This is a genomic window from Streptomyces sp. P9(2023) (genome assembly GCF_032436795.1).
In the GTDB taxonomy this organism is placed as follows: Bacteria; Actinomycetota; Actinomycetes; order Streptomycetales; family Streptomycetaceae; genus Streptomyces.
Genome location: NZ_JAUPWM010000025.1, coordinates 23462 through 48490, shown reverse-complemented (window position 1 = coordinate 48490; position 25029 = coordinate 23462). Strand labels below are relative to the sequence as shown.

Sequence of the window (25029 nt, the reverse complement as noted above, 5' to 3'; positions counted from 1 at the left end):
TTCGCGTTGTTCAAGACTGTAACCGAAGGCATGGACGGTTGAGATGGTCGTCCGAACCGCGAGATGGAGATCACGTTGCTGGATGAAGTGGAGCGCTGGCTGGCCCGGCGGTCCTGGTCCGTGGCGGACCGTTCGCTCGACCGGATCCTGGCGGCGAAGCACGGGACGAAGCCCGGGACCAGGCCCGGGACGACGGTCAGCGTCGTGCTGCCCGCGCTGAACGAGGAGGCGACGGTCGGCGACATCGTCCGCGTGATCCGGCGCGAGCTGATGACCGAGGCGGTCCCGCTCGTCGACGAGCTGGTGGTGATCGACTCCGGTTCCACCGACCGTACGGCGGAGGTCGCGGCGGCGGCCGGGGCGCGGGTGGTGGCGCGGGACGCGATCCTCCCCCGGATACCGGCCGTGCCCGGCAAGGGCGAGGTGCTCTGGCGGTCACTGATGGCGACCGAGGGGGACATCGTCTGCTTCGTGGACGCGGACCTGCGGGACTTCTCGGCGGATTTCGTCACCGGGATCGTCGGCCCGCTGCTCACCGACCCGGACGTGGACTTCGTGAAGGCGATGTACGACCGCCCCCTCGGTGACGCCCCAGGCCAGGGCGGCCGGGTGACGGAGCTGGTGGCGCGGCCGCTGCTCAATCTGCACTGGCCGCAGCTGGCCGGTTTCGTACAGCCGCTGGGCGGCGAGTACGCGGCGCGCCGCTCGCTGCTCGAACGGCTGCCGTTCCCGGTCGGTTACGGAGTGGAGCTGGGCCTGCTGGTGGACGCCCTGCACACGGTCGGCCTGGACGCCCTCGCGCAGGTGGACGTCGGGGTCCGCAAGCACCGGCATCAGGACGGGCGGGCGCTGGGCCGGATGGCGGCGGCGATCTACCGGACGGCGCAGCTGCGGCTCTCCCGGGGCCATCTGGTGCGGCCCCGGCTGACCCAGTTCGAGCGGGGCGAGGCGGGGTTCACGCCGCGGACGTACGCGGTGGACACGGAGGAGCGGCCGCCGATGGCCGAGATCGCGGAGTACGCACACCGCCGCGTGGCGTAACGCAGAACGATTGTCGTTTTTGCCTAAATTTCCGTTTCATGCGGTTCAAAAATCGAATGACCACGTCGCTGGCGGCGCTCGCCCTCGCCGCCGGCTCGCTCGGCTCGCTCCCGCTCACGCTCGCCGCCGCCGGTCCGGCCGCGGCGGACGTGGTGGAGCCCTTCGGCAAGCGCTACGACGAGTCGCTGTACGGCGACTTCACCACCATCGGCAACACGGTCACGGGCTGCCCCACGGCCCCCGCCGACCTGGCCGCGCGCTGCGCCACCTCGGCCGCCGGACAGGGCAGGGACAACAACAACACCTTCGTCATGGAGCGGATCAACACCGCCTCCATGGCCGCCGGTTACGGCTCCAGCACCGGCCATGTCGTGATCCCGGCGGGAGCGAGGGTCGCGTACGCCCGGCTCTTCTGGGGCGGCAACGACGGCACGCACAAGGGGCCGAGCGGGGCGCGGCTGAAGCGCTGCGACATCTCCGGCGCCGACGTGGTGACCTCGCCCGGCGACCACGCCACCACCGCGCCGCACATCAGGGTCGGGGCGGGGGCGGCGACGGCGGTCTCGATCGACAGCATGGTGACCGACCCGGCGGAGACGAGCGGCCCGCACTACTACACCGGCGAGTCGGACGTGACGGCCGCGTTCGCGGGTGTGACCGGCGCGGACGCGCAAGTGGCGGTCGGCAACATCTGGGCGCCGGACGGCAGGGGCTGTGTGGCGGGCTGGTCCCTGACGGTGGTGTACGAATTCGCGGGCCCCGAGCCGACCTTCGCGCCAAACCGGCGGAACGTGTACGTCTACGGCGGGCACGTCCTCCAGCGGTCCACCTCCCCCGCGACCACCATCACCGTCGACGGGTTCCACCGGACGACGGGCAAGGCGCGGGCGAGCGTGACGGCCTACGAGGGCGACTGGAACACGCCGGGCGACACGTTCCTGGTCGACGGCAGGAACGTCACCGAGGCCCACACCGGCAACACCGACAACTTCTTCGTCAGCGAGGACGACGGCGCCGTCTCGCCGAAGCAGGCGAACAACCTGTCCATCGCGGGCACGCGGCGAGGATTCGCCAGAGTCGTATACGTACGTTTGAGCGTTTACGCGACGGGCTAGGTTCGCCACATGGCTTCTGTGCTCGTGGCGTCCAACCGGGGTCCGGTCTCGTACGCCCTCGCCGCCGACGGCACGCTCAGTGCCCGGCGCGGCGGGGGCGGTCTCGTGTCCGGGCTGAGCGCGGTCTCCTCCGAGGACAGCGTGTGGGTGTGCGCCGCCCTCGGGGACGGCGACCGCGAGGCGGTCCGGCGCGGGGTCGCCGAGCCGGGCGTGCGGATGCTGGACATCGACCCGGGGGTGTACGCCGACGCGTACAACGGGATCGCGAACTCGGTGCTGTGGTTCCTCCACCACCACCTGTGGAACGTGCCGCGCGAGCCGGTCTTCGACGCGGAGTTCCGCCGCCGCTGGGAGTCGTACCGGAGCTACAACCGGGCCTTCGCCGAGGAGCTGGCGGCCCAGGCGGACGACGGCGCGGCGGTCCTGGTGCAGGACTACCACCTGGCCCTTGTCCCGGGCATGCTGCGGGACCTGCGGCCCGACCTGCGGATCGGCCACTTCACGCACACGCCGTGGGCGTCGTCGGACTACACGCGGATGCTGCCCGGGGACATCCGCGAGGAGCTGGTCTGGGGGATGCTCGGCGCGGACGAGCTGGGCTTCCACACCTTTGAATGGGCGTCGTCGTTCATGACCTGCGCAGACGTCGACAGCCCGACCGGGATCGCGCAGAGTTACTGGCCGGCCGGGAATCCCCGGCGCCACGTGGACCACATGAAGACGGGCGGGCCGAGGCGGAGCACCGAGATCAAGGTCTTCGCGCTGGGCGTCGACGGCGACGACCTCCGCGCGCTCGCCCACACCCCCGAGGTCGACGACCGCCTGGCGGCCCTCCGCGCCGAGGTCGGCGACCGGAAGACGATCGTGCGGGTGGACCGCACGGAGCTGTCGAAGAACATCGTGCGCGGCCTGCTGGCGTACCGGGAGCTGCTCCAGGAGCACCCGGAGTGGCGGGGCCGGGTCGTCCACCTGGCCTCGGCGTACCCCTCCCGCCAGGACCTGGAGGTCTATCGCGCGTACACGGCGTCGGTGGCGGAGCTGGCGGAGGAGATCAACGCGGAGTTCGGCACGGACGACTGGCAGCCGGTGCTGCTGTCGGTGAGGGACGACTTCCCGCGCTCCCTCGCCGCGTACCGGCTTGCGGACGTGGCGCTGATCAACCCGGTCCGCGACGGGATGAACCTGGTGGCGAAGGAGATCCCGGTGGTGTCGGAGACCGGCTGCGCGCTGGTGCTCTCGACGGGGGCCGGGGCCTACGCGGAGCTGCGCGAGGACGCCCTGACGGTCAACCCGTACGACGTCTCCGAGACCGCCCGCGCCCTGCACAAGGCCCTGACGATGCCCGCCGCCGAACGCGCGGACCGCTCGAAGCGCCTGGCCGCCGCCGCGACGGCACTGCCGCCGCAGCGGTGGTTCCTGGAGCAGCTGGAGGCGCTGCGCGGGCCGGTTTCCTAGCCGGCCCCCTCCCGTACCGCCTCCGCCAGGTCGGTCAGGAAGCGGACCACGCCCGCCGGACCCGGTACGGACAGGTCGGCGCGGTCGGAGAGTTCCTGGACCTCCGTGGAGCCGCTGGCCACCAGTAGGCCGGGGGTGCCGTTGGAGCGGAGTTTCTCCACGGCCGCGAAGGCCGGCAGGTCGCCCAGGTCGTCGCCCGCGTACAGGACGGATTCGGCGCCCACCTCCCGTACGTACTCCGCGAGCGCCACGCCCTTGTCCATGCCGGGCGGGCGCAGTTCGAGGACCATGCGGCCGGGTTCGAGGACCAGGCCGTGGCGGGCGGCGAGGTCGGCGAGCGGGGCCTTGAGCGCCTCGAAGGCCGCCTGGGGGTCGGCCGAGCGGCGGGTGTGGACCGCGACCGCGCGGCCCTTCTCCTCGATCCAGGTGCCGGGCCAGGCGCCGACGCCGTCCAGGAAGCCGGGCAGCTCGGCCCGGACGGAGGCCACGCCCGGGTGGACGGCGGCGGCCTGGACGGTCCCGCTCACCGCGTCCCAGCGCTCCGCGCCGTAGTGGCCGAGGACGACGAGGTGCTCCAGGCCGGGAACACCCGCGAAACCGCCGTACCGCACGGCCACGCCCGCCGGGCGGCCGGTCACCACCGCGACCGAGGCGATCCGGGGCGCGAGGGCGGAGAGCGCGGGAACGGCGCCGGGGTGCGCGCGGGCCTGTTCGGGGTCGGGGACGATCTCGGCGAGCGTCCCGTCGAAGTCGAGGGCGACGACGGCCTTCTCCGGCCGCGCGAGAAGCGCGGCCAGACCGTCACGGCCTGCGGATGTGGTCGGGTGCGGAAGGCTGCTGACCATACGACGACCCTACCGACGCGGCCTCCGCGGCGCTGCCCCTTCGCGGCGCCCCGGTCCGCTCCTCGGCGGCGCGGCCGGTCAGCGGCGCTGCTCCCGATCCGTACGGACCCGGCGCAGCCGGTTGACCGTCACCGGGTCGTGCGCGAGCGCGCGCGGGTCGTCGAGGAGGGCGTTGAGGAGCTGGTAGTAGCTGGTCGCGGAGAGGCCGAGCTGCTCGCGGACGGCCCGCTCCTTGGCGCCGGGGCCGGGCCAGGAGCGGCGTTCGAGAGCGAGCACGGCCCGCTCCCGCTCGCCGAGTCCGGAGTCGTTCGCGTCGGTCATACGAACAACCTATTACTCCGCGCTCTCGGCCGCCGTCGCCGTACGCGCGATCTCGCCCAGGACCTCGGCCGGCTTGGCGCCCGGGGTGACGGCCTTGCCGATGTTCTGCTTGATGGTGTCGCTGACCTGCGCCCAGGACGTCTTGCCGACCGGCGGGAGCTGCGAGTCCGGCAGCTCCTTGAGGAACTCGCGGAGGTCCTTGTGCTCCGCGTCGTTCTCCATCCGGGTGTACGCGCTGACCGTCGGCGGCAGCAGGTCGTTGCCGCCCGCGAACTTCAGCACGTTCTCGTCGCTGAAGACGAAGTCGAGGAAGTCTCCGATCTCCTCGCGGTGGCCGTTCTGCTTGAAGCCCATGATCCAGTCGGCGACACCCATGGACGCCTTGGCCTTGCCGTCGACGCCGGGCAGCGCGACCTTGCCGACCTTCACGCCCTTCTTCTCCGCCTCCTGCATCAGCGAGGGGTGGCCGTTGAGCATGCCGACCTCGCCGCGCGAGAACGCGGCGAAGGCGTCCTTGCGGTTGAGCTTGCCGGGGGCGACCGGGCCGGTCAGCTCCTTCTGGACCAGGTTCGTCCGCAGCCAGTCGAAGGTCTCGATGTTCTGCTCGGAGTCGATCCGGTAGCGGTCGGTGCCGTCGGTGTAGCCGTCGCCGCCGCTGAGCAGCCACATCATGGTCTCGGCCTGCGCCTCCTCCGGGCCGAGCGGCAGCGCGAACGGGTACTTCACGTCCTTGCCCTTCAGCTTCTCCGCGGCCTCGGCCAGCTCGTCCCAGGTGGTCGGCGGCTTGCTGACGCCGGCCCGGTCGAAGAGCGCCTCGTTGAAGAAGAGCAGCCGGGTGGAGGCGGCGAAGGGCAGGCCGTACTGGGTGCGCTTGTGCTCGCCTGCGGCGGCGAGCGGGGCGAGGAAGTTGGCCTGGACGGGGATGGAGAGCAGCTCGTCGGCGGAGTAGAGCTCGCCCTCGGCGGCGTAGTCGGCGTAGGCGCCGATCTGGGCGATGTCGGGGGCCTCGTCGGCCTTGACCATCTCGGCGACCTTGCGGTCGACGTCGTTCCAGGACTCGATCTGGACCTCGACCTGGACGCCTGGGTGCTTGGCCTCGTAGGCGGCGGTGAGCTCGTCCCAGTACTTCTTTGTGGTGTCGCCGCCGTTGAGGTCGTAGTCGGCCGCGACCAGCTTGAGCGTCACGTCACCCGAGTCGGCCCCGGTGAGTCCGCACCCTGAGAGACCCGCGGTCAGTCCCAGCGCGGCGATCGTCGCGGTCAGTCCTATGAATCGCCGCTGCACAGCGTTGCCCCACCCTCTGCTCTTCGTTGAGCTGTGATTTTCACAGGAGAGGAAGCATAAGGTCTACACCACTTGGGTAGAAGTCGGCAGGTGCGTGAAGACCTCGTGAAGCCTGTCGCGAGGGGACCGGGTGCAGGCGTCCCGACAGCCTCACCGCCCCGCACTCCGCCGTTCGCGCGAATTTGTATCCCAGCGCAACAATATCGGCCAGTGGACTAGACCTTTCGTGCACCGACGGGCGAGACTGTCCCCGTGAGACACGTCATCGCCCTCGATGTGGGCGGCACCGGCATAAAGGCCGCCCTCGTCGGCGCGGACGGCACCCTGCTCCACGAGGCCCGCCGCGCCACCGGGCGCGAGCGTGGCCCCGAGGCCGTGGTCGAGACGATCCTCGGCTTCGCCGCCGAGCTGCGCGGCTACGGCCTGGAGCGGTACGGCGAGCCCGCCGCGGCCGCCGGCGTCGCCGTCCCCGGCATCGTCGACGCCGCGAACGGCATCGCCGTCTACTCCGCCAACCTCGGCTGGCGCGACGTCCCGATGCGCACCCTGCTCAGCGAGCGCCTCGACGGCGTCCCCGTGGCCCTCGGCCACGACGTCCGCACCGGCGGCCTCGCCGAGGGCCGGATCGGCGCCGGGAACGGCGCCGACCGCTTCTTCTTCGTACCGCTGGGCACCGGAATCGCCGGCGCCATCGGCATCGACGGCGCGATCGAGGCCGGCGCCCACGGCTACGCCGGCGAGATCGGCCACATCGTCGTCCGCCCCGGCGGCCGGGAGTGCGGCTGCGGCCAGCGCGGCTGCCTGGAGCGGTACGCGGGCGCCGGCGCCGTCTCCGAGGCCTGGGCCGCCGCCTCCGGCGACCCGAAGGCGGACGCCGCCGACTGCGCCAAGGCCGTCGAGTCCGGCGATCCCCGGGCCGCCGAGGTCTGGCAGGAGGCCGTCGACGCCCTCGCGGACGGCCTGGTCACCGCGCTCACCCTGCTGGACCCGCGCACGCTCATCATCGGTGGCGGTCTCGCCGAGGCCGGGGAAACCTTGTTCACACCACTGAGGGCCGCGGTGGAGGAACGCGTCACGTTCCAGAAGCTGCCCGCCGTCGTACCGGCGGCCCTCGGGGACACCGCCGGATGCCTGGGCGCGGGCCTCCTCGCCTGGGATCTCCTCTCCCTCGACTCGGAGGTATCCGCCTGATGGCCGTTTCCACAGTTCTCGCCGGGGCCCGCGTGGTGCTGCCGACCGGGGTCGTCGAGAACGGACGGGTGATCGTCGACGGCGGTCGCATCGCGGGGTCGGCCCCCGCCGACGCGACGCCGCTCGACCTCACGGGCCACTGGGTCGTGCCCGGCTTCGTCGACATGCACAACCACGGCGGCGGCGGTGCCTCCTTCACCTCCGGCACGGTCGAGGAGATCCTCACCGGCGTCCACACCCACCGGCTGCACGGCACCACCACCGTCGTCGCCTCCTTCGTCACCGGCGAGATGGACTTCCTCAGCCGCCGCGCCGGGCTGCTCTCCGAACTGGCCGAGCAGGGCGACATCGCGGGCATCCACTTCGAGGGCCCGTTCATCGCCCCCTGCCGCAAGGGCGCGCACGACGAGACGCTGCTGCGCGACCCCGACCCGGCCGACGTCCGCAAGCTCATCGACGCCGCCCGCGGCCAGGCCAAGATGGTCACCCTCGCCACCGAACTCCCCGGCGGCATCGACTCCGTACGGCTGCTCGCCGAGCACGGCGTGATCGCCGCGATCGGCCACACCGACGCGACGTACGAGCAGACCGTCGAGGCCATCGACGCGGGCGCCACCGTCGCGACCCACCTCTACAACGCGATGCCCGCGCTCGGCCACCGCAGCCCCGGCCCGATCGCCGCGCTCCTGGAGGACGAGCGGATCACGGTCGAGCTCATCAACGACGGTACGCACCTGCACCCGGCCGCCCTGGAGCTGGCGTTCCATCACGCGGGGCCCCGGCGGGTCGCGTTCATCACGGACGCCATGGACGCGGCGGGCTTCGGCGACGGCCGGTACATGCTCGGGACGCTGGCCGTCGAGGTGAAGGACAGCGTGGCGAGGCTCGTCGAGGGCGGCTCCATCGCGGGCTCGACGCTCACCCTGGACCGCGCGTTCAAGCGCGCCGCGACCATCGACAAGCTGCCCGTCGACTCGATCGTCCAGGCCATCTCCGCCAACCCGGCCCGGCTGCTCGGCGTCGACGACCGCGTCGGCTCCCTGGAGCCCGGCAAGGACGCCGACCTCGTCGTCCTCGACGCGGACTTCGACGTCAAGGGCGTGATGCGCAAGGGCGCCTGGGTGGTTGAACCCAAGCTGGCGTGATATCGCCCCATCGGACAGAAGGCGGTTGGCCCGGGGACTGGGCCAACCGCCTTCTGTTTGGCATGATCGGGCGCGCGTTCCATGGCTGTTCCACGAACATTCCACGAGGTACGGGGGTACGGCAGGTGATTCTCACGGTCACCCTCAACACGGCACTGGACCTCACGTACCGGGTCCCCGCCCTCACCCCGCACGCCTCCCACCGCGTCACCCAGGTCATCGAACGCCCCGGCGGCAAGGGCCTCAACGTCGCCCGCGTCCTCGCGGCCCTCGGCCACGAGACGGTCGCGACCGGCTTCGCGGGCGGCCCGACGGGCGAGATCCTCCGCGCCCACCTGGCGGGCGGCCCCGTCGTCGACGCCCTGATCCCGACCGCCGGAACCACCCGCCGTACGGTCGCGATCGTCGACGCGACGACCGGCGACACCACGCAACTGAACGAACCGGGCCCGACCGTCCTCCCCGCCGAATGGTCCGCCCTGACCGCCCGCTACACCGGCCTGTTGGCCGACGCCCGCGCGGTGGCGCTCTGCGGCAGCCTCCCGCCCGGCATCCACGTAGGCGCATACGCGGAGCTGATCCGCCTGGCCCGCTCGGCCGGCGTCCCGGTCCTGCTCGACACCAGCGGCGAACCCCTGCGGCGCGGCATCGCGGCCCGCCCCGACGTGGTCAAGCCCAACGCCGACGAACTCGCCCAGCTCACCGGCTCCCGCGAACCCCACCGCGCCACCCGCGACGCCCGCCGCCGCGGCGCGCACGCGGTCGTCTCCTCGCTGGGCCCGGAGGGCCTGCTCGCCGCCACCCCGGACGGCCTGTGGCGCGCGACCCCGCCCGGCGCGGTCAAGGGCAACCCAACGGGCGCCGGCGACTCGGCCGTCGCGGGCCTCCTGTCGGGCCTGGTCGAGAAGCTCCCATGGCCGGAGCGACTGACCCGCGCGATCGCCCTGTCGGCGGCGACGGTCCTCTCCCCGGTGGCGGGCGAGTTCGACCGGTCGGCGTACGAGGACCTCCTCACCCGCGTGACGGTGACGGAGCAGGCGGAAGCGGCCTAGCGAAACGAAGAGCCACGCGGAACCGAAAGGTCCGACGGGACGCTCACTGCTGCCATCTTCCTGACGGGGCGCCACAAAAACAGCTCCACCCGCGAAGATGATCGGACCACATGCGCGATGTGAGGATGTGGGTGAGTTGATCGATCGTGAAGGAGAGTCGGGATGAGCGGCCAACTGGAACTTGCCGACGCATACGAAATGATCTATTCGGCGGCGTCGCGGATGATGTGGGTACAGAAGAACCGCGTCTGGCGACTGGACAGTCCGGGCGGGCGGTGGCCGGAGGAACGCCGGGCGGCATGGCGGGAGTTGGAGGCGGCGCTGGCTGCCTCTGAGGGCCCCGCGCCGCAGGCGGGGGAACCGTCGGATCCGGCGCGTCACCTGATCTCCCGGCGAGCTGCCGGGCCCGTCGACCGGCCGATCACCTTCGCGGAGGCGGTGGCGGAGTGGACGGCCCGGATGGCTGCGGACCCGGGTCCGTACGAGCCCCGGATGGAGCCGCGTCCGGACGACTACCTGGTGCCGGGGCGGGCGGTGGCCATCCCTGAGGGTCTCATGATGACGCTGACCTTCCCGTTCAACGACCTGGTCAACCGGCTGGCGCCGGGACGGCCTGCGCTGAGGATCGCCGGGGACACGGCGGAGCTGAGCCGGCTGGTGCACGGGGCGGCCGACGAACTGCGGGCGGCGATGGGCGCGAACGCCCCGACCCCGCACCCGGTCGGGACGGTCAGTGTGGCGCGGGTGTCCCACCGCCCGTCCGACGTGGACGACCTGCGGGCGCGATATGACGCACTGTTCCTGGCGGCCAAGCGCGCATCGGAGAACATGCCCACCCTGAAGTACATGCGGGAAACCTCGGATTTCTCGGTAAGCCCTCGCACCACGCTGGCGGCGCAGGATGTTCAGGATCTTCTAGCCGGGCGGTCGAGGGTGTTCTGGCGGGAGCAGCACGAGTTGATCGACCCGAGCGTGCACTCGACCGCAGGAGTGGACTGGCCCGAGGGGCAGCCGGTTCCCAGTCCGATCGGGCACGACGCGAAATTCTTCGCTCGCAGTGCGGAACTCGGACGGAAGCCGAGGGCGCCGCACCCCGGAGAGGTCCGCACCTTCCGCGAGAAGGGAAACCCGGATCACTTCGCCATCTCTGCCGTTCGCGCAGGAATTCTGGCGGAGATCCTGGACGAGTACGCCGCAAGGATCCACCCGGGTGCGGAATCCGGCATCATGCACCTCTCCGCCTTCGACCTGACGGACTTCATCTCCGAGGGAATCGGCCGCGAACTGCTGGAAACCTAAAGCTTCTGACACAGGAAAAGCGGTGATCGAAGAAACCGGGGGAATCAATGACTGAAGAGCGGTACAACATTCTCGTCGTGTCGGACAATAGCGGCAGGGGTGAGGGGGGTGTGGAGGTCTTCAACCAGGAGTTGTCCGAGGCCCTCGCCCGCCGGCACAACGTCACACTGTTCACGGCCAACCCTGACATGCCCCAGCACGAGGGCATACAGAGGGTTGTGCAGACGCAACCCCCGGAGGGGGTGGAGCGACGGGATTGGATCGAGCATCTCGCCGGCCAGGATCCCACGGCGCAAGGGCTGGAAGACCCGGCGAGCCAGCCCTACGACATCATCATCGGGCACTCGCGCTTCTCCGGACCGGCCGCTGCCGAGATGCGGGAGAACTGGTACCAGGACGCGCGCGTGGTGCACTTCCTGCACACCAGCCCCGAACGGCTGCCGTTCGTGAAAGGGCTTTCCCACGAAGAGGCGACGGAAAAGGCCGCCAAGGACTCTTCGATCGAACGCCTGACAATGGCGCGCGCGGACGTCGCGGCTGGAGTCGGCCCCCTCCTGTCGGAAGCGAGCAGACAGCTTTCCGCAGACGGGGCGAACATTCCCCATTCCCATGAAGTCATCCCGGGCACCCACATTTACGATCCGGTGCAACACGACCCCGCACCAGAGCGACTGAACCTCTTGGTCATGGGGCGGGTGAGTGACCCCCTCAAGGGCATGGATGACGCCGCAGAGGCGGTGGCCCTGCTGAACGAAGCCGGCCTTTCCGTCCATCTCACCGTCCGCGGTGTCAAGGATGAGGAATTGGCATCGGCGACGGCCAGAATCGCACAACTCAGTGGCGGAAACGCGACGGTCAAGGGCCGCACGAGGAACGTGGAAGAGCTCAATGAGGACATCAGGAACTCCCACGCGGTGATCATGCCCTCGAAGCACGAGGGTTACGGCATGGTGGCGCCCGAAGGGCTGGCCCATGGTGTCCCCGTACTGGTCAACGAGGAGAGCGGCGCCGCGCTGTTCTTCCAGGACACCGACCGGGTGCCGGCGGAGATCGGCCAGCGGTGCGTGGTGCCCGAGCCCACCGATGGAAACAGCCGTGCCAATGCATGGATGACGGCGATCAACCAGCTGAGCGAGGATCTCCCGCAGCGCCAGGCCGACGCACTCCACCTGCGGGAGGTGCTCCAGCAGTACTCCTGGGATCACGCCGCGGAGGCACTGGTCCAGACGACGATGGAGCAGACGCCGCTGCCGCAGCGGGGACCCGAGTCGATGCTCACGGTGCAGCAGCGGGACGCGGCCCGCACGGTCCAGGGGCCGAACGGGCAGGTCATCAGGCCCGAAGTGCCGGAACAGGGGCAACAGGCGCCGCAGCAGGGCGTGATCGGACAACAGCGGCAGGGGCCCGGACAGGAGAGTCCGGCGCAGCAGAGTCCCGGGCAGGAGAACCCGGCGCCGCAACAAGCCGCGCCGCAGCAACCCGCGCCACAAAAACCCGCGCCGGAGGCACCCCGGCCGGCGTGGCAGGCGGGATTCACCCACAACCAACCCGCCACCGAGAGCGCACCCCGCCCGGCCGCTCCCGAGAAGCCGGCGCCCTCGTGGCAGGCGGGCTTCACCCACAATCAGCCCGGCGCCGCCAACCGGCGCGGTCCCGCCTCCCCCGGGCCTGGTGCCGGAGGGAGCGGTCCTGCACGGCCCGGGCCCGAGCAGCAGGCGCCGCAGCCGCCGGCTCCTCGCGGCAACGACGGGATCGGCATGTGAGTCGGCGCCGGGATGGACGTACTGCTCGTCCACCCGGCGCCGGTGCGCGTCTCAGAGGTTGCTGATCTTCACCCAGTCGAAGATCACGTCACACTGGTTCCCCTGCTCGCAGGAGAGCATGATCGTGTTCTGCCCCTTCTGGAGAGACACCTGCGACCAGGTCGTCTGCCAGTTCTTCTCGGGGTTCGGGTCCGAGGAACCGATGAAGTTCTTCAGGTTCATCGGGTTCGTGTTCGCCTTGCCGTTGACGGTCACGGTGGCGTTGGCGTCCTTGGCGGGGATCGCGTACCGGACGGACATCTTGTACGTGCCCTTCTCGGGCACCTCGGTCTGCCAGGTGACGGACGAGCCGACCGCGTTGAACCCGGTCACGTACGCGCCGCCCGCGCCCTCCGCGCCCTTGATGTCCTTGGCCAGCAGCGCCGTGCCGCCGAGCTTGAGCGTGGCCGCGTCCTGCTGCGGCAGCGGGGCCTGGGACGGCTCGGTGCTGGGCGCGTCGGTCGGGTCGTCCTGGACCTGGGTGGAGTCTCCGGTCGGCTTGCCGCCCGCGGTGCCACCGCTGTCCTTCTCGCCGCCCGTGTTGGTGATCACGGCGGCGGTGATACCGATCACGACGACCGCGACGACCGCGATCGCGCCGATCAGCAGCCCCTTGGTGTTCGGGCCGCGACCGCCGCCACCGCCACCGCGCTGGTGCGGGATCGGCGACTGCCGGGTCTGCGAGCCGCCCGGGTAGGTCTCGGGCGCCGCGTACTGCGGGTGCGGCTGGCCGTATCCGGACTGGGGCGGGACCTGCGGGCCGGGCGGCGGCGGGTAGCCGCCGGGGGCGCCCTGCGCACCCTGACCGTACTGCTGCTGGTGACCGCCGTACTGGCGCTCGCCGACCGTTCTGACCTGGTTGTACGAGGTCCGGGGCACGCCCGGCTGCGCGGCCGGACCGGGGTAGCCGTAGCCACCGGCCTGACCCGGCGGCTGGGCGCCCGCCGCCTGGCCGTCCTCGTACAGGTAGCCGAACGGATCGTCGTTTTCGGGCGTATTCGCGCCGTCGTTTCCGGCAGCCATCCGGTCACTCCTATCCATGCTCGCCAGCCGTCGCCGACCGGCCGAGCCTACCCCGAACGGGGAAGCCGACGATCCGGACCTTGACAGGCGAGGGGTCCGCGTACCCCTATCCGGCGCGGCGGTGAACCTTGGCCCGGGACCGCTTCTCGATGTACATCCGCTGGTCGGCGGAGTTCAGGACCTCTTCGACGCTCATCCCGCATTCGGCCCAGCCGATTCCGAAACTCGCCCCGACCCGGACCGCCCGCCCGTCGACCCGGATCGGCGGAATGATCGCGTTGCGGAGCCGGACGGCGAGGTCGGCGGCGTCGGCGGCGCCGAGGCCGTCGGCGAGGACGACGAACTCGTCTCCGCCGAGCCGGGCGACGGTGTCCCCGTCGCGTACGCCGGTGGTGAGCCGGCGCGCGACCTCGATGAGGACGGCGTCACCGGTGTGGTGCCCGAAGCGGTCGTTGATCGACTTGAAGCCGTCGAGGTCGCAGAAGAGGACCGCGAGCCCCTTCGTCCCGTCGTCGATCTCCCCGCCGGCCGGGGCGACGGTGTGGACGTGGTGGTCGTACGGCCCGCCGGCGGCGCCGGGCCCGGCGTCGAAGCCGAAGCCGTGCTCGTGCCCGTGGCCGTACGGGGTGTCGTAGTCGGCCTCGGTGGCGGCGTGCGGGCGCTCGCAGAGCCGGGCGCTGAGCCGGGAGCGCAGCTCGGCGCTGTTGGGCAGGCCGGTGAGGGCGTCGTGCGAGGCGCGGTGGGCGAGCTGGAGCTCGTGGCGCTTGCGTTCCTCGATGTCCTCGACGTGGGTGAGGAGGAAGCGGGGGCCGTCGGCGGTGTCGGCGACGACGGAGTTACGGAGGGAGACCCAGACGTACGTGCCGTCGCGGCGGCCCAGGCGCAGCTCGGCGCGGCCGCCCTCGGCGGAGGTGCGCAGCAGGAGCCCTATGTCCTCGGGGTGGACGAGGTCGGCGAAGGAGTAGCGGCGCATGACGGAGGCGGGCCGGCCGAGGAGGCGGCACAGGGCGTCGTTGGTGCGCAGGAGCCGGCCGTGCTGGTCGCCGCCCATCTCGGCGATGGCCATGCCGGACGGGGCGTACTCGAAGGCCTGCCGGAACGACTCTTCACTGGCGCGCAGGGCCTGCTGCTCCCGTTCCAGGCGGACGAGGGCGCGCTGCATGTTTGCTCGCAGCCGGGCGTTGCTGATCGCAATCGCCGACTGGGAGGCGTACATCTGGAGGGCTTCCTGGCCCCAGGGTCCGGGGTGCCGGCCGTTGCGGGGCCGGTCGACGGAGATCACGCCGAGGAGTTCCTGGCCGGAGCCGGAGGAGTACATGGGGGCGTAGAGGCGGTCGTGGGGGTGCCACTCGTCCTCGAAGCGGGGCGCGGGGCCTTCGGTGTGCCACTGGGGAACGTCGTCCTCGATGAGCACCCAGCCCTCGGTGTGCGGTATGAACCGCAGGTCACCCCAGGCGACACCCATGGAGAGGCGGCGCTCCCAGGAGGCGCGGGAGCCGACGCGGCCGGTGATCAGCGCTTCGGCGGCGGGGCTGCCGGCGAAGGCGGCGACGACGAGGTCACCGTCGGGGCGGACGAGGTTGACGCAGGCCAGCTCGTAGTTGAGACCGGCGACGATGCCGTCGGCGACGGTCTGCAGGGTGTCCGCCAGACTGCGGGCAGTGTTGAGGTCGGCCACGACGTGGTGCAGCTGCCGCAGGGTCGCAAGACGGACGTACGGCTCCGACTCGGTCTCCATCGCTCGCTCTCCCCGAGACCTCGACAGCAACTCCAGGGTTCTCATCGGCACTCGTGCTGCATTGTCTCCGCCACTGAATCACAGCGAGCTGTGCACCCGGTACACAGGGTCAACAAATACTGCGCTCTGTGACTCAAGTCACAGGTGGGTGTGGGGGGTTTGCGGGTGGGTGCGGGGACGTGATTCCGCGCTTCTGGAACGCAAAGAGAACGCCCGCGTACGGCGTCGTACGGCGCCGGGGGCGGTGGTCCTAGGACCGGTGGCGGTACTCGGCCTGGTCCCGGGGCCCGATGTAAAGGGGTGCGGCCCGGAGCTAGCGTGCGGATGTGCTGACGACGACGCCCTCCCCGCCCCCCACCTCGGATCTGGCGATCCCTCATGCTGAGGGGGTGAGCAACGACGAGTTCCGGGCGGCGATGTCCCGCCTCGCGGCGGGTGTGGTCCTGGTGACGGCCCATGACCCGGACGACGGTCCGCGCGGTGAGGACGTCGGGATGACGGCGACCGCGTTCATGTCGGTCTCCCTGGACCCGCCGCTGGTCCTGGTGAGTCTGCGCAACGGCTCCCGGATGGACGACCTGCTCGCGGAGGTCCCGGTGTGGGCGGTCTCGGTCCTCGCCGAGCACCAGCGGCACATCGCGGGCCGCTTCGCGATGAAGGGCCGGGTGAGCGACCGCCTGCTCTTCGCGGACGTTCCGTACACCCGGGGCGAGGAGAGCGGCGCACCGCTGCTGACCGGGGCGCTGGCGACACTCGAATGCCGCACGGAGAACCGGGTGCTGGCGGGCGACCACACCCTGGTGGTGGCCCGAGTCCTGACGTCGACGGCCCCGACGACGGAGGACACCCCCCTGACCTACTTCCGAGGCAAATACCGCCACCTGGGCTGACCTGGCGCCACGCGGGGGCCGGTCACCCCCAGTCGCGGCCCTGGCGGCCGCGCTTCGTCTCCGCGCGTTGCTTCTTCACCCGGAGTCGGCGTTCGTTGATGCCCCGGGGGATCTTCGTCGCCCGGCGCGCCTTCGGCGGCGGGGCCGTCGCCTCCGCGAGGAGCGTGGCCAGGCGGACCGCTGCCGTTTCGCGGTTGCGCCACTGCGAGCGGTGTTCCGACGCCCGGACCGTCACCACCCCGCCGACCAGCCGCGAGGCCAGCCGCTCCAGGGCGCGCGCCTTCCAGACCTCGGGCAGCGCCTCCGTCGACGCCAGGTCGAAGCGGAGTTCCACCTGCGAGTCACTCGTGTTGACGTGCTGCCCGCCCGGCCCCGACGATCTCGAGAAACGCCACATGAGCTCGGCCTCGGGAAGCGAGACGGAGCCGCGGATGAAATAGGGACCGGACATACGTCCATGTTCCCCGGACAGGCTCCCGCACGTCATCCTGTTTTCGCACGAGTTTCGCACCATGGAACCGGCGGGGCACCGTCCGCGTTATCCCGTGTGACGACGCAACGCACGACATCACGAAGCACGAAGAAAGGGACTTCCCATGGCTGTAAGCCTGTCCAAGGGCGGCAACGTCTCCCTGACCAAGGAGGCGCCGGGTCTGACCGCCGTCACCGTGGGCCTCGGCTGGGACGTCCGTACCACCACCGGCACCGACTTCGACCTCGACGCGTCCGCCATCGGCGTCGACGGCGCCGGCAAGGTCGCCTCCGACGCGCACTTCGTCTTCTTCAACAACAAGGCGACGCCGGACCAGACCATCGTCCACACCGGCGACAACCGCACCGGCGACGGCGCCGGCGACGACGAGCAGATCAACGTCAACCTCGCGGCCCTCCCGCCGAACGTCGACAAGATCGTCTTCCCGGTCTCCATCTACGACGCGGTCAACCGCTCGCAGAACTTCGGCCAGGTGCGCAACGCGTACATCCGCATCCTCAACCAGGCCGGCGGCAGCGAGATCGCCCGTTACGACCTCTCCGAGGACGCCGCCGTCGAGACCGCGATGGTCTTCGGCGAGCTGTACCGCAACGGCACGGAGTGGAAGTTCCGCGCGGTCGGCCAGGGTTACGCCTCCGGCCTGGAGGGCATCGCCCGCGACTTCGGCGTCAACCTCTGACGTAAGCCTCCGACGTCCACCTCTGGCGTCACTCGCACAACCGGCGTACAACTACCGCCCCTCCTCGCACGTCTGACCGAGCGGTACGCCCCGACGGGCGTACCGCTCGGTTCATGCGGCCCGGAGGGCGACCTCGTCGCCCGCGACACCACTGGCGTCCTCTGGCTCTACCAGGGCAACGGCACGGGCAACTTCACCGCCCGCGTCAGGATCGGCGCCGGCTGGAACGGCTTCACCCACCTCGTCGGCGCGGGCGACGTCACCAACGACGGCCGCCCCGACCTGATCGCCTACGGCGCCAAGGGCACGTACGTCTACCGGTCCACCGGCTCGTCGTCGGCCCCGTTCAGCCGGCAGACCACCAGCCTGTACGCGGGCGAGGGCGGCACGTTCAACACCGTGGCGTAGCGGCCCTGGGGAGTCGGACCGAACGGGCGGACTACTCGTCCGGGCGGTCCGGCTTCCCGTCCCCGTACAGCCACACGTCCCACACGTCGTCCAGGTCCTCGCCCGCCGTCTCCTCCACGTACTCCGTGAAGTCGGCGGTGGAGGCGTTGCCGTGACGGTGGGTCGCCGGCCAGCCGGACAGGATCTCGTAGAAGGTCTCGTCGCCGACCCGCTCGCGGATCTTGTGCACCACCATCGCGCCGCGCTGGTACACGGGCGGGTCGAAGAGGTTCTCCGCGGCGGGCGGTTCGGCGGGCGGGAAGGCCCAGTTGGCGTCGACGGCGAACGCCGCCTCGAAGCTGCTGCGCGCCGGGAAGTCCTCGAAGTCCTCCGCGTACAGCCACTCCGCGTACACCGCGAGCCCCTCGCTCAGCCAGATGTCCTGCCAGCTCTCGGGCGTGACCGAGTTGCCGAACCACTGGTGCGCCAGCTCGTGCGCGAGGATCTCGGGCGTCAGCGCGTCCAGCGGGAAGACCGGCCGCGTCTGCGTCTCAAGGGCGTAGCCCGCGTCTCCGGTCCGCTCGACGATCGCGCCGGCGGCGGAGAAGGGGTACGGCCCGAAGTTCTCCTCCTGCCGGGCGAGGATCTCGGGGATACGTTTCAGCAGCGGCGCGCTCCTCGCGGCGACCGTCGGGTCGGCGGCGGTCAGTACGGGCAGCCCGGACGGGGTCGCCGAGACCTTCGTCTCGTACTGCCCGACGCCCACCGTCGCGAGATAGCTCGCCATCGGCTCGGCGACGTGCCAGACGGTCGTGGTCCGGCCGTTCGCGGTCCGCTCGGAGGTCCGGACGCCGTTCGCGACCGCCTCCGTCCCGGCCGGGACGGTGAGCGTGATGTCGTACGTCGCCTTGTCGGAGGGGTGGTGGTTGCCGGGGAACCAGGCCATCGAGCCGGCCGGCTGGCCGAGCGCGAGCGCGCCGTCCGCCGTCCGCAGCCAGCCCTCCTGCGAACCGTCCGCGTCGGTGATCGTCGCGGGCACACCGGCGTACGTGACCTTCGTACGGAAGGTCTCGCCCTTGCCGATGTCGTTCCGGGGCCGCAGCGTCAGCTCGTTCCCGGCGCGGTTGACGGCGGCCGGGGCGTCGTCGACGGAGGCGGCGGCGACGGTGAGCCCGGTGAGGTCGAGGTTGAAGGCGCTGAGGTCCTGGGTCGCGCGGGCCGTGATCATGGCGGTGGCGTCGAGCCGGCCGCGCTTCGGGTCGTAGCGGAGGTCGAGCGCGTAGTGGGTGACGTCGTAGCCGCCGTTGCCGAGCTTGGGGAAGTACGGGTCGCGCAGCCCGGCCGCGCCGGGTGTGCCGCGCACCCCGCCGACGTCCACGCCCAGGCCTTCGCCGTTCGCGCCGCCTCCGCTGCAGCCGGCGAGCACGAGCAGCGCGGCGAGGGCTGCCGCCAGGGCGCCTCGACTCCGTACGTCCACGAATCGATCTTAGGCAGGGGTACGCGAACGGTGCCGCCCGGCGGGGGTCCGGGCGGCACCGATCGGGTCTACGGGGAGGGGCGTGCCCCGGTGGTACGGGGAGGGGGTGCGGGGTGCTTAGTTGTTGAGCGCCGCGACGCCCGCCTGGGCGAACTTCTCGTCCAGGTCACCGCTCGGCGCACCGGCGACACCGATGCCGGCGACCGGGGCGCCCTTGACGGTCACCGGGGCGCCACCGCCGAGGAACAGCGTGCCGGGGATGTCCTTCAGGTTCGGGGCCTGGGCGAGGCGCTTGGCCAGCTCCGAGGTCGGGGCGTTCCAGGAGACGGCGGTGAACGCCTTGCGCTCGGCCGACTCGTAGGACTGCGGGCCGGCGCCGTCGCCGCGCAGGGTCACGATGGTGTTGCCGTTGCGGTCGACGACGGCGACCGAGACGCGCTGGTTCTCGTCCTCGGCGGCGTCCAGGGTGGCCTGCGCGGCCTTGGTGGCGGCCTCGATGGTCAGGTGCGTGGTCTGCTGGAGGTTCTTGTTCGACGCGTCGGCCTTGGCGGCGACGGCGGGCGCGGCAGCCGGGGCGGAGGCGTTCGCGGAGACGGCGCCGAAGGTACCGGCGGCGACGAGGGCGGCGGTGGCGGCACCGAAGACGATCTTCTTGTTCATGGCGGGCTCCAGAGTGTCGAGGCGTTGCGTCGTGCGAGGCGTTCGTGGCCGACCGGGGCGGGCGGTTCCTTCGCTCTGCCATCGATCCTCCGGCCGGATCCGGGCCCGTACGGTCCACGGACCGGCTGCCGCCGTCGCGCATGATGGACGACGGGGGTGTCAGCCGATCGGTTGATGCCCCGCTGGTCCTCCTGGGCCAGGATGCATACGTATCCCCAGGTCAGAGGAGCCGTACGGCAGGAGTCCGAGCGGCAGGAGTCCGGGTGACGGAGGAGTCGGAGTGACGGAGGAGTCCGAGTGACAGAGGAGTCCGAGTGACAGCGCAGCCCCGGCCCCCGGTCGCGGGACGCCACGCGGCGCCGGACCCCGACGCCGACCCGCACGCGGCCCCGGACCCCGATGCGTACTGGCTCGCGCGGGTCATGCACGTCGCGTTCTTCCTGCTCCTCGGCGCCGCGCTGGCCCGCTTCCTGCTGCGGCACCCGTGGGCGGACCGCAGCCCCTGGATCATCGCCCTCTCCGGTGCCCTCGCCGCCCTCTACCTCCTCGGCCCCGTGCTCGGCACCCGCGCCACCCCGCGCCGGATCGCCTGGCTCGTCACGGTCGTCGCGGTCTGGATGGTCCTGGTGCTCCTCGCGCCGAGCTTCGCCTGGTGCGCGGTGCCGCTCTTCTACACCGGCCTGCGCACCCTCCCGCCCCGCGCCGCCCTCTTCCTCGTCACGCTCCTCACGGCCTTCGTCGTCTTCGCGCAGGTCCAGCTCGCGAAGAACGGTTTCGACCCCGATCTCGTGGTCGCCCCGCCGGCCGTCGCCGCGATCGCCACCGCCGTCTTCGTCCACGCGCAGCGCCTGGCGGAGCGCCAGCGCGCTCTGATCGACGACCTGATCCGCACCCGGCGGGAACTGGCCGCGACCGAGCGCCGCGAGGGCACCCTCGCGGAGCGCCAGCGACTGTCGATGGAGATCCACGACAGCCTCGCGCAGGGCCTGTCCAGCCAGCAGATGCTGCTCCAGGCGGCCGAACGTACCTGGGACAGCGACCCGTCGACCGCCCGCCGCCATGTCCGTACCGCCGAGTCCATCGCCGAACGCAACCTCGCCGAGGCCCGCCGCTTCGTCCACGACCTCGCCCCCGCCGACCTCGCCGAGGGCGGCGGCCTGGAGGAGGCGCTGCGCGCGCTCGCGGGGCGGGAGTCGGCGGCGTTCCGGGTCGACGGGGCGCCGGTCCCGCTGCCCGAGCGCGTGCAGTCGGCGCTGCTGCGGATCGCGCAGGGCGCCCTCGCCAACGTCCGCGAGCACGCCGCCGCCGCCTCGGCCGCCCTGACCCTGACGTACCTCGACGACCAGGTCGTCCTCGACATCGCCGACGACGGACGCGGCTTCGAGCCCTCGGCGGGACGGGACGGCGGAAGCGGGGGCGTACGCGGTCACGGCCTGCCCGCGATGCGGGTGCGGGCGCAGCAGCTCGGCGGCACGCTGACGGTGGAGTCCGCCCCCGGCGAGGGCACGGTGCTGTCCGTCGCCATCCCCCTGGAGGTTCGCTCGTGACGGTACGGCCGACCGTACGGATCCTGCTCTGCGACGACCACGCCGTCGTCCGGGCCGGGCTGCTCGCGCTGCTCGGCAGCGCCGACGACATCGAGGTCGTCGGCGAGGCGGGCAGCGGCGAGGAGGCGGTCGCGATGGCCGCCAAGCTGCGGCCCGACGTCGTCCTGATGGACCTTCAGCTCGGCCCCGGCATCGACGGCGTGGAGGCGACCCGGCAGATCGCGGGGAAGACGTCCGGCGTGCACGTCCTGGTCCTCACGACGTACGACACGGACGCGGACATCACCCGTGCCATCGAGGCGGGCGCGACCGGGTACCTCCTGAAGGCCGAGCGTCCCGAGGAGCTGTTCGCCGCGATCCACTCCGCCGCCCAGGGCCGTACGACCCTGTCGCCGCCGGTCGCCAGCCGGGTCATGGACCGGATGCGGGGCGCGGCGGGCCCGACGCTCACCGACCGCGAGCGGGACATCCTCGGCCAGCTCGCGCACGGCCTCGGCAACCGCGAGATCGCCCGCGCGCTGTTCATCAGCGAGGCGACCGTGAAGACCCACCTGGGGCGGATCTACGCGAAGCTCGGCGTGGACACACGTGCGGGCGCCGTCGCCGTGGCGAAGGAACGGCGCCTGCTGCCCTGAGACTGCTACCCTGCGTAACCGTTCTATCGCAGGGTGTCAGTCGTCTCGTTGAGTGGGAGCGCGCGTGAAGATCGCCTGCGTCGGCGGTGGGCCCGGCGGCCTGTACTTCTCGATCCTGATGAAGCGGCAGGACCCGTCCCACGAGATCACCGTCTACGAGCGGAACCCGGCCGGTTCGACGTACGGCTGGGGCGTGACGTACTGGGCCGGGCTCCTCGACAAGCTGCGCGCGGGCGACCCGGAGTCGGCGGACGCGATCGGCGCGGCCTCGGTCACCTGGACGGACGGCGTCGCGATCGTCCGCGACGAGCGGACCGTCCACCGGGGCGACGAGGGCTTCGGCATCGGCCGGCGCCGGATGCTGGCGCTCCTCGCGGAGCGGGCGGAGGCGCTGGGCGTACGGGTCGAGTTCGAGCACGGGATTCCCGGCCCTGACGCCCCGGAGCTGTTGGACGCGGACCTGGTCGTGGCGGCCGACGGGGTCAACAGCGCGCTGCGCGAGGCGTACGCCGGGCACTTCGGCGCCGAGGTCGCCACCGGCCGCAATCACTACATCTGGCTCGGCACGACGAAGGTCTTCGACTCCTTCAGCTTCGCCTTCAAGGAGACGGAGCACGGCTGGATCTGGTGTTACGCCTACGGGTTCAGCGGCGAGCGGTCGACGTGCGTGGTGGAGTGCGGCCCGGAGACGTGGACGGGGCTCGGGCTCGACCGGATGGGCGAGGCGGACAGCCTGAACCTGCTGGAGAAGCTGTTCCACGACCTGCTGGACGGGGAGCGGCTGATCGGCCGCGCGCAGGACGACGACGCGGCGCAGTGGCTGAACTTCCGCACCCTGACCACCCGCACCTGGCACCACGGCAACCTGGTCCTCCTCGGCGACGCCGCCCACACCACCCACTACTCGATCGGCGCGGGCACGACCCTGGCCCTGGAGGACGCCCTGGCCCTCGCGGAGGCGCTGCGGGGGACGGGCGGGCCGGGCGTGGGTGGGGGCGGGGGTACGGACGGGACGGCTGAGCCGTGCGGTGCTCTGGACGACGCGCTCACGCGCTACGGCAGGCGGCGGCGCGCCGAGCTCCTCTCGGCGCAGAGCGCGGCCCGCTACAGCGCGCGGTGGTACGAGAACCTGCCGCGCTACATGCGGCTGCCCCCGGGCCAGATGTTCGCGCTCCTGGGCCAGCGCCACTCCCCTCTCCTCCCGCACATTCCGCCGCAGCTCTACTACCGGATCGACCGCGCCGCGGACGGCCTGGAACCCCTCCGCCGCCTGAAGCGCTGGCTGGGCCCGCGCCTGGCCCGCACCCTCCACGCCAGGTCACGGAGCTGAGCGAGCCAGGCAGGTCACGGGGCCGAGCGAGCCAGGCGCCGGTCACGGGCTGAGCGAGCCAGGCGCCGGTCACGGGCTGAGCGAGCCAGGCGCCGGTCACGGGCTGAGCGAGCCAGGCAGGCCACGGGGCCAAAGGAGCCAGGCCGGTCACGGGGCCCAGGGAGCCAGGCGCCGGTCACGGGCCGAGGGAGCCAGGCGCCGGTCACGGGGCCCAGGGAGCCAGGCGCCGGTCACGGGCTGAGGGAGCCAGGCCGGTCACGGGGCCGAGGGTGCCAGGCCGGGAGCCGGACGGCGGGGACAGGGCCCCGCCCGTGGGACCATCGTCTCCGTGCTCGACATCGGCTACTCCCTCTCCCGTCGCTTCCCCGACCCTCCGCAGACCGACTACCGCCGCGCGGACGTCCACGCGCTGCGGCACGACCTCTTCTGCGGGGACGTGTACCTCGCCGATCCCAAGACCGACCGCGAGGTGTCCACAGCCTGGGGATGGGTGCCGGTACTCGACTTCGCGTGGGCGCTCTGCGACATCGTCGAGCAGCTGGACCGCGACCCGCGTGGCAGCCGGTCCTCGCAGCGCCAGTACGCCGAGCTCGACTTCACCGAGTCCACGGACCGCATGCTCTTCGAGCGCCGCTTCGGCTGGGTGGACGTCGAGGCCGACTGGATGCCGGGCGACGAGCCCCCACTCACCTTCGGCCACCGCGAACTGCGCCGCGAGGCCCGCGACTTCCTGCACGACCTGATCGCCGACCTCACCGACATGCACGAGGGCCTGGGCGACAACCCGGCGATCTGGGACATCCAAGCCCGCTTCCCCCGCCTCCCGTAACAACCCCGGCGTGCGGTCAGTCCTCCACCCGCACCCCCAACTGCGCGGCGAACACCGGCGCCAGGTCGAGCAGCTGCGCCGTACTGATCACCGCTCCCGACAAGGCGTCCACCCCGCGCGCGATCTCCAGCCGAGCCACCGCCCTCAGGTCGACGTCCTTCATCCGGGCCCCCGTGAAGTCCGCGCCCGTCAGCACACAGTCCCGGAACTCCACCCTCCCCCTACGCCCTGGGGGCGTGGGGGGACCCCCACCAGGACCGCACCCCCGAAATCTGGCTCGGCGAGCACGCACCCCTCGAAGACGACGTCCTTCAGCTTCGCCGTCCGCAGATTCAGATAGTCGATCTTCCCTCCCCTCACCAGCACCCTCCCCCTACGCCCTGGGGGCGTGGGGGGGACCCCCACCAGCACCGCCCCGTGCAGCTGCGTCCCGCCGAGCCGCGCGTCCACGACCTCCACGTCCCGCAGCGACGCGTCCGCCAGATCCGTACCGACGCCCCGGATCCCGCTCAGGACGGAGTCCAGGACGCGCGCTCTGCTCAGCCGCGTCCCGTCCACCGCGCAGTCCCGCAGCGCGCAGTCCAGGAACCGGACCCCGGCCCCGCTCTGCCCCGCCAGATCGAGCCCCTGGAACTCCAGCCCGTCGTAGTCCCCGTCCGGCTCAAGCTCTCCCCCCTCGTACGGCACCAGCGGCGGCAGCCGCACCTCCGCCCGCCGTGCGGCCGCGATCTTCTTCCTGCCCGTCGTCATGTCCCCATGGTGACGTGCGCCACTGACAACGGCAGACGCCC

The 25029-nt window shown here is 71.7% G+C and carries 23 protein-coding genes and 1 pseudogene; 15 read left to right on the top strand and 9 right to left on the bottom strand.

Features of this window, described 5'->3' with window-relative positions:
• Positions 1 to 75: 75 nt before the first annotated feature.
• The 3 genes from Q5762_RS26120 to Q5762_RS26110 are packed head-to-tail and all read left to right on the top strand — an operon-like array spanning position 76 to position 3611.
• Positions 76 to 1041: a glucosyl-3-phosphoglycerate synthase gene (locus Q5762_RS26120; protein ID WP_315894684.1), complete on the top strand. Its 966-nt coding sequence runs from the start codon at positions 76 to 78 to the stop codon at positions 1039 to 1041.
• A gap of 56 nt (positions 1042 to 1097) precedes the next feature.
• Complete coding sequence (locus tag Q5762_RS26115; protein ID WP_315894683.1) at positions 1098 to 2156, top strand: hypothetical protein; 1059 nt, start codon at positions 1098 to 1100, stop codon at positions 2154 to 2156.
• 9 nt (positions 2157 to 2165) lie between these two features.
• Complete coding sequence (locus tag Q5762_RS26110; protein WP_315894682.1) at positions 2166 to 3611, top strand: trehalose-6-phosphate synthase; 1446 nt, start codon at positions 2166 to 2168, stop codon at positions 3609 to 3611.
• On the opposite strand, the gene otsB is transcribed toward Q5762_RS26110, so the two are convergent.
• The 3 genes from otsB to Q5762_RS26095 form a co-directional block, all read right to left on the bottom strand.
• Positions 3608 to 4456, bottom strand: a complete 849-nt coding sequence (gene otsB, locus Q5762_RS26105; RefSeq protein WP_315894681.1) for a trehalose-phosphatase — start codon at positions 4454 to 4456, stop codon at positions 3608 to 3610. The genes Q5762_RS26110 and otsB overlap by 4 nt on opposite strands.
• 78 nt (positions 4457 to 4534) lie before the next feature.
• Positions 4535 to 4777 carry a DUF3263 domain-containing protein gene (locus Q5762_RS26100; protein WP_315894680.1) on the bottom strand — a complete coding sequence of 81 codons (243 nt, stop codon included), beginning with the start codon at positions 4775 to 4777 and terminating at the stop codon, positions 4535 to 4537.
• Between the two features lie 12 nt (positions 4778 to 4789).
• Positions 4790 to 6061, bottom strand: coding sequence for an extracellular solute-binding protein (locus Q5762_RS26095; protein WP_315894679.1), 1272 nt, complete (start codon positions 6059 to 6061; stop codon positions 4790 to 4792).
• A 252-nt stretch (positions 6062 to 6313) separates the two neighbouring features.
• Here Q5762_RS26095 and Q5762_RS26090 point away from each other — a divergent pair, with 252 nt between their 5' ends.
• The 5 genes from Q5762_RS26090 to Q5762_RS26070 all read left to right on the top strand — a co-directional run bounded on the left by Q5762_RS26090 (position 6314) and on the right by Q5762_RS26070 (position 12511).
• Complete coding sequence (locus Q5762_RS26090; protein WP_315894678.1) at positions 6314 to 7252, top strand: ROK family protein; 939 nt, start codon at positions 6314 to 6316, stop codon at positions 7250 to 7252.
• The gene (gene nagA / locus Q5762_RS26085) at positions 7252 to 8397 is read left to right on the top strand and encodes an N-acetylglucosamine-6-phosphate deacetylase (RefSeq protein ID WP_315894677.1); all 1146 of its coding nucleotides are present in this window, start codon (positions 7252 to 7254) and stop codon (positions 8395 to 8397) included. Before Q5762_RS26090 ends, nagA begins: the two co-directional genes overlap by 1 nt.
• Positions 8398 to 8522: 125 nt before the next feature.
• A complete protein-coding gene (locus Q5762_RS26080) occupies positions 8523 to 9449 on the top strand; it encodes a 1-phosphofructokinase family hexose kinase (protein ID WP_315894676.1) in 927 nt (308 codons plus the stop codon).
• A gap of 162 nt (positions 9450 to 9611) precedes the next feature.
• On the top strand, positions 9612 to 10748 hold the full coding sequence (locus Q5762_RS26075; RefSeq protein ID WP_315894675.1) for a hypothetical protein: 1137 nt from the start codon (positions 9612 to 9614) through the stop codon (positions 10746 to 10748).
• Positions 10749 to 10795: 47 nt separating this feature from the next.
• A complete protein-coding gene (locus tag Q5762_RS26070; protein ID WP_315894674.1) occupies positions 10796 to 12511 on the top strand; it encodes a glycosyltransferase in 1716 nt (571 codons plus the stop codon).
• 51 nt (positions 12512 to 12562) lie between these two features.
• On the opposite strand, the gene Q5762_RS26065 is transcribed toward Q5762_RS26070, so the two are convergent.
• Both Q5762_RS26065 and cdgB read right to left on the bottom strand, forming a co-directional pair.
• A complete protein-coding gene (locus tag Q5762_RS26065; RefSeq protein ID WP_315894673.1) occupies positions 12563 to 13573 on the bottom strand; it encodes a CBM35 domain-containing protein in 1011 nt (336 codons plus the stop codon).
• 106 nt (positions 13574 to 13679) lie between these two features.
• Entirely contained in the window at positions 13680 to 15311 is a 1632-nt protein-coding gene (cdgB, locus tag Q5762_RS26060) for a diguanylate cyclase CdgB (RefSeq protein ID WP_315894672.1), read from the bottom strand.
• 326 nt (positions 15312 to 15637) lie between these two features.
• On the opposite strand from cdgB, the gene Q5762_RS26055 reads away from it, so the two are divergent.
• Positions 15638 to 16201 (top strand): flavin reductase family protein, encoded by a 564-nt coding sequence (locus tag Q5762_RS26055; protein WP_315894671.1) that lies wholly within the window; start codon positions 15638 to 15640, stop codon positions 16199 to 16201.
• 22 nt (positions 16202 to 16223) lie between these two features.
• Here Q5762_RS26055 and arfB read toward each other — a convergent pair whose 3' ends face one another.
• Positions 16224 to 16652: an alternative ribosome rescue aminoacyl-tRNA hydrolase ArfB gene (gene arfB / locus Q5762_RS26050; RefSeq protein ID WP_315894670.1), complete on the bottom strand. Its 429-nt coding sequence runs from the start codon at positions 16650 to 16652 to the stop codon at positions 16224 to 16226.
• A gap of 145 nt (positions 16653 to 16797) precedes the next feature.
• Between arfB and Q5762_RS26045 the strand changes: the two genes are divergently transcribed.
• Positions 16798 to 17373 (top strand): TerD family protein, encoded by a 576-nt coding sequence (locus Q5762_RS26045; protein ID WP_315894669.1) that lies wholly within the window; start codon positions 16798 to 16800, stop codon positions 17371 to 17373.
• Between the two features lie 72 nt (positions 17374 to 17445).
• Positions 17446 to 17781, top strand: a complete 336-nt coding sequence (locus Q5762_RS26040; protein WP_399495269.1) for an FG-GAP repeat domain-containing protein — start codon at positions 17446 to 17448, stop codon at positions 17779 to 17781.
• A 31-nt stretch (positions 17782 to 17812) separates the two neighbouring features.
• Here the strand turns inward: Q5762_RS26040 and Q5762_RS26035 are convergent, their stop codons facing one another.
• Complete coding sequence (locus Q5762_RS26035) at positions 17813 to 19237, bottom strand: M1 family metallopeptidase (RefSeq protein WP_399495267.1); 1425 nt, start codon at positions 19235 to 19237, stop codon at positions 17813 to 17815.
• A 117-nt stretch (positions 19238 to 19354) separates the two neighbouring features.
• Positions 19355 to 19897, bottom strand: coding sequence for a heme-binding protein (locus Q5762_RS26030; protein ID WP_315894668.1), 543 nt, complete (start codon positions 19895 to 19897; stop codon positions 19355 to 19357).
• Between the two features lie 422 nt (positions 19898 to 20319).
• Between Q5762_RS26030 and Q5762_RS26025 the strand changes: the two genes are divergently transcribed.
• The 4 genes from Q5762_RS26025 to Q5762_RS26010 all read left to right on the top strand — a co-directional run bounded on the left by Q5762_RS26025 (position 20320) and on the right by Q5762_RS26010 (position 24238).
• The gene (locus tag Q5762_RS26025; RefSeq protein ID WP_315894717.1) at positions 20320 to 21444 is read left to right on the top strand and encodes a sensor histidine kinase; all 1125 of its coding nucleotides are present in this window, start codon (positions 20320 to 20322) and stop codon (positions 21442 to 21444) included.
• Positions 21441 to 22079, top strand: a complete 639-nt coding sequence (locus Q5762_RS26020) for a response regulator transcription factor (RefSeq protein ID WP_315894667.1) — start codon at positions 21441 to 21443, stop codon at positions 22077 to 22079. The genes Q5762_RS26025 and Q5762_RS26020 overlap by 4 nt, the downstream gene beginning before the upstream one ends.
• 64 nt (positions 22080 to 22143) lie before the next feature.
• Positions 22144 to 23409: an FAD-dependent monooxygenase gene (locus Q5762_RS26015; RefSeq protein ID WP_315894666.1), complete on the top strand. Its 1266-nt coding sequence runs from the start codon at positions 22144 to 22146 to the stop codon at positions 23407 to 23409.
• 328 nt (positions 23410 to 23737) lie between these two features.
• Complete coding sequence (locus tag Q5762_RS26010) at positions 23738 to 24238, top strand: hypothetical protein (RefSeq protein WP_315894665.1); 501 nt, start codon at positions 23738 to 23740, stop codon at positions 24236 to 24238.
• A gap of 16 nt (positions 24239 to 24254) precedes the next feature.
• Here Q5762_RS26010 and Q5762_RS26005 read toward each other — a convergent pair.
• Positions 24255 to 24988, bottom strand: a pseudogene (locus Q5762_RS26005) (pentapeptide repeat-containing protein).
• Positions 24989 to 25029 lie beyond the last annotated feature (41 nt).

Bases quoted from the DNA above. Each gene is read 5' to 3' on its own strand.
- Q5762_RS26045 (WP_315894669.1), top strand. From the start codon at position 16,798: ATGGCTGTAAGCCTGTCCAAGGGCGGCAACGTCTCCCTGACCAAGGAG.
- Q5762_RS26075 (WP_315894675.1), top strand. From the start codon at position 9,612: ATGAGCGGCCAACTGGAACTTGCCGACGCATACGAAATGATCTATTCG.
- cdgB (WP_315894672.1), bottom strand. From the start codon at position 15,311: ATGGAGACCGAGTCGGAGCCGTACGTCCGTCTTGCGACCCTGCGGCAG.
- Q5762_RS26100 (WP_315894680.1), bottom strand. From the start codon at position 4,777: ATGACCGACGCGAACGACTCCGGACTCGGCGAGCGGGAGCGGGCCGTG.
- Q5762_RS26115 (WP_315894683.1), top strand. From the start codon at position 1,098: ATGACCACGTCGCTGGCGGCGCTCGCCCTCGCCGCCGGCTCGCTCGGC.
- Q5762_RS26025 (WP_315894717.1), top strand. From the start codon at position 20,320: ATGCACGTCGCGTTCTTCCTGCTCCTCGGCGCCGCGCTGGCCCGCTTC.
- arfB (WP_315894670.1), bottom strand. From the start codon at position 16,652: ATGTCCGGTCCCTATTTCATCCGCGGCTCCGTCTCGCTTCCCGAGGCC.
- Q5762_RS26070 (WP_315894674.1), top strand. From the start codon at position 10,796: ATGACTGAAGAGCGGTACAACATTCTCGTCGTGTCGGACAATAGCGGC.
- nagA (WP_315894677.1), top strand. From the start codon at position 7,252: ATGGCCGTTTCCACAGTTCTCGCCGGGGCCCGCGTGGTGCTGCCGACC.
- otsB (WP_315894681.1), bottom strand. From the start codon at position 4,456: ATGGTCAGCAGCCTTCCGCACCCGACCACATCCGCAGGCCGTGACGGT.
- Q5762_RS26110 (WP_315894682.1), top strand. From the start codon at position 2,166: ATGGCTTCTGTGCTCGTGGCGTCCAACCGGGGTCCGGTCTCGTACGCC.
- Q5762_RS26065 (WP_315894673.1), bottom strand. From the start codon at position 13,573: ATGGCTGCCGGAAACGACGGCGCGAATACGCCCGAAAACGACGATCCG.
- Q5762_RS26030 (WP_315894668.1), bottom strand. From the start codon at position 19,897: ATGAACAAGAAGATCGTCTTCGGTGCCGCCACCGCCGCCCTCGTCGCC.